Source organism: Haladaptatus sp. W1, from assembly GCF_001723155.1.
Taxonomy (GTDB): Archaea; Halobacteriota; Halobacteria; order Halobacteriales; family Haladaptataceae; genus Haladaptatus; species Haladaptatus paucihalophilus.
Window position 1 is genome coordinate 1 of the sequence record NZ_MEIH01000133.1, and the last position, 2,512, is coordinate 2,512.

Sequence of the window (2,512 nt, forward strand, 5' to 3'; positions counted from 1 at the left end):
ATAGTCGCCGTCGTAGGTGCCGTCGTGGTCCGCCTCGGCGAGGACGAGTTGTGCGATACGTGCGCCGCGTTCGAGTTCGATGTCGTGGTGGACCTGCAACAACCCTTCACCTTTGCCCTCGTAGCCCGCGTCCCAGACCGCAGTGTTGAGCATACAGGAGTTCCGCATGAGCGACGAGCGGGGGTAGACGAAGCCGACGTGTCCGTCCGGGATTTCGATTGTCTCCGCATACTGGACGATGTATCCTCCTTGCGGCAGGTAGTAGTTCTCCGGGGATTTCTCGGTTATCTGCTCGGATTCGACCTGCTGTCGGTCGCCGATCTCCTTGCCGTTGCGCCCGATTCGGCCCGAGTCCCGCTGTTCGTACACCGTTTCCAGCGTCAAATCGACGCCGTTCGGCTGTACCTGTTGCCGTCTGACCTCCGAGACGTGCTCCGCGACGAACGTTCCGCTCTCGAACATAGACGGACGGCGTGTCCGAGATAGTAAAGCCGTTACCGTTCCCGACTGGTGTGCGTGACTCTCACACTCGCTCTCTCACCCGTTGACTCGTTCGCCTGCGCGTTTCTTCGCCTACTCGCGCCGTTCGAACGACCCGACGGTCGCGCCGTCCGCCGCATCGAGTTCGCTCGCTCGAACTGCAAAACGGGTCCGAAGCGGACGACGTCGTTCCGTCCCTCTCGTGGAGTCGTGCCGACGACGGAACGCCGACCGTGACCGAAGTCGAAATCGCCGCCGTTCGGTTTGACTACTCCTCGCAAAACATTGTGACTTTCTCGCCCCGATTTTCGCAATGATTGCCGGACGAGGGCCGAATTTACCACGAACGATGAAAACGTAAACACGCGGGATTTATACCTTCGGAGGGTCGATATTCGTCCGATATGGGACAAACACTGACGGAAAAGATTCTCGACGACCACCTCGTCGAGGGCGAACTCGAAACCGGTGAGGAAATCGGAATCGAGATCGACCAGGTTCTCACACAGGACACGACTGGGACCCTCGTGTGGCTCCAGTTCGAGGCGCTCGACATGGACGAGGTCCAGACCGAGATCGCCGCGCAGTACTGTGACCACCAGACCTACCAGTTCGACTTCAAGAACACGGACGACCACCGTTTCCTCCGCTCGGCGGCGGGCACGTTCGGTGCACACTACACGAACGACCTCTCCCCGCGAAGTACGGTATCGGGAGGAGAACCCCACGGATTTCGATACTACTAATTATTAGGCAACGAATACGATAGTTGATAGAGAAGTTGAAACGATGATGGATGACATCCGTGTGCTATTCGTTGACCCCCTCTCTGACGCGGGTGTTTTTCCGGGCCGTCTCGCCGATGCCATCGACAGTCTCTCCGTCGTGGAGGCGCGGACCACGGACGAAGCACTCGATGTCCTGTCGGAGCGTCGTATCGACTGCGTTATCAGCGCCTACGCGCTTCCCGATTCCGACGGTATCGAGTTGTTGCACGCGGTCAGGCAAACGCGATTGAACCTTCCGTACATCCTCTGTACCGAATCCGGGAGCGAAAAAATCGCAAGCAGAGCCATCTCCGCCGGTGTGACCGAGTACCTCCGGGCCGGGGGCATCGACTTGGAAACGCTGGCGAAGCGCGTCGAACGAATCGTCTCTCCATCCGAAACGAGCGGCACCGACCGGCGATTTAACCACTACCGTTCCATCGTGCAGGCGATGGGTGACGGTGTGTACACGCTGGACACGAACGGCCGTATGACCGCCGTCAACGATACCCTCGTCGATATCTCGGGCTACGAACGTGACGAACTCGTCGGCGAGCACATCTCGATGCTGTTGGACGACGAGGACGTCGAGCGCGGGACGAACTCATTAGAGGCCTCATCCGTGATAACGACGCCGTCGGTCAGTTACTGGCGACGCTTCATACGGTGGATGGGCGGACCGTCCCGTGCGAGGCCCGCATCGGGTTGCTCACGCACAACGACGTGTTTCGCGGAACCGTGGGGGTGTTCCGAAGTATCGAGGAGCACGAACACGTCAAGAAGGAGCTTCGTGACGAAAAACGACGAATCGAGGAACTCCACGAAGTGGCATCGGAGATGGAGTCGTGCCAAACGGCGGACGAAATCTGTGAACTGACCGTCGATGCGGCGGAAAGTATCCTCCAGTTCGACATCTGCGGTGTCGACCTCATCGAGGACGATCACTTCGTTCCGACTGCTATCTCCACCGGCATGACGAACGACGGGTACTCCAAACTCCGGACCAACGAGGGTATCGCCGGAAAAACCCATCAAAATAACGAGACATACGTTATCGACGACGTGCGCGAGGAATCGGATGCGGTCCCGGCACAGGCCGAATACCGGTCGCTCCTCAGCGTTCCCGTCGGTGACGAGGGCATCTTTCAGGCGGGTCGCGCGACGTCGCGTCCTTCGACCGCGACGACGCCGAATTGGCCGAACTGCTGGTTTCACACACCGCCGAGGCGCTTCGACGAATCAACTCGCAAACGGCCCTTCGGGAG

Annotated in this window: 4 protein-coding genes and 1 pseudogene; 4 read left to right on the forward strand and 1 reads right to left on the reverse strand. The window is 59.3% G+C overall.

Annotated features, from left to right (window positions below):
- Positions 1–462: deoxyuridine 5'-triphosphate nucleotidohydrolase (locus tag BG842_RS07590; protein ID WP_069450307.1), on the reverse strand; the 462-nt coding region annotated here is incomplete at its 3' end.
- Between the two features lie 54 nt (positions 463–516).
- On the opposite strand from BG842_RS07590, the gene BG842_RS07595 reads away from it, so the two are divergent.
- From BG842_RS07595 to BG842_RS31225, 4 genes and pseudogenes are all read left to right on the forward strand, one after another.
- Positions 517–717 carry a hypothetical protein gene (locus BG842_RS07595; protein WP_069450308.1) on the forward strand — a complete coding sequence of 67 codons (201 nt, stop codon included), beginning with the start codon at positions 517–519 and terminating at the stop codon, positions 715–717.
- Positions 718–884: 167 nt separating this feature from the next.
- Positions 885–1,208: pseudogene (locus BG842_RS07600) on the forward strand (aconitate hydratase); the annotation flags it as partial.
- Positions 1,209–1,269: 61 nt separating this feature from the next.
- Positions 1,270–2,124 (forward strand): response regulator, encoded by an 855-nt coding sequence (locus BG842_RS07605; protein ID WP_254662979.1) that lies wholly within the window; start codon positions 1,270–1,272, stop codon positions 2,122–2,124.
- A partial coding sequence (locus tag BG842_RS31225; protein WP_254662980.1) for a GAF domain-containing protein occupies positions 2,085–2,512 on the forward strand: 428 nt, incomplete at its 3' end. The genes BG842_RS07605 and BG842_RS31225, both read left to right, overlap by 40 nt.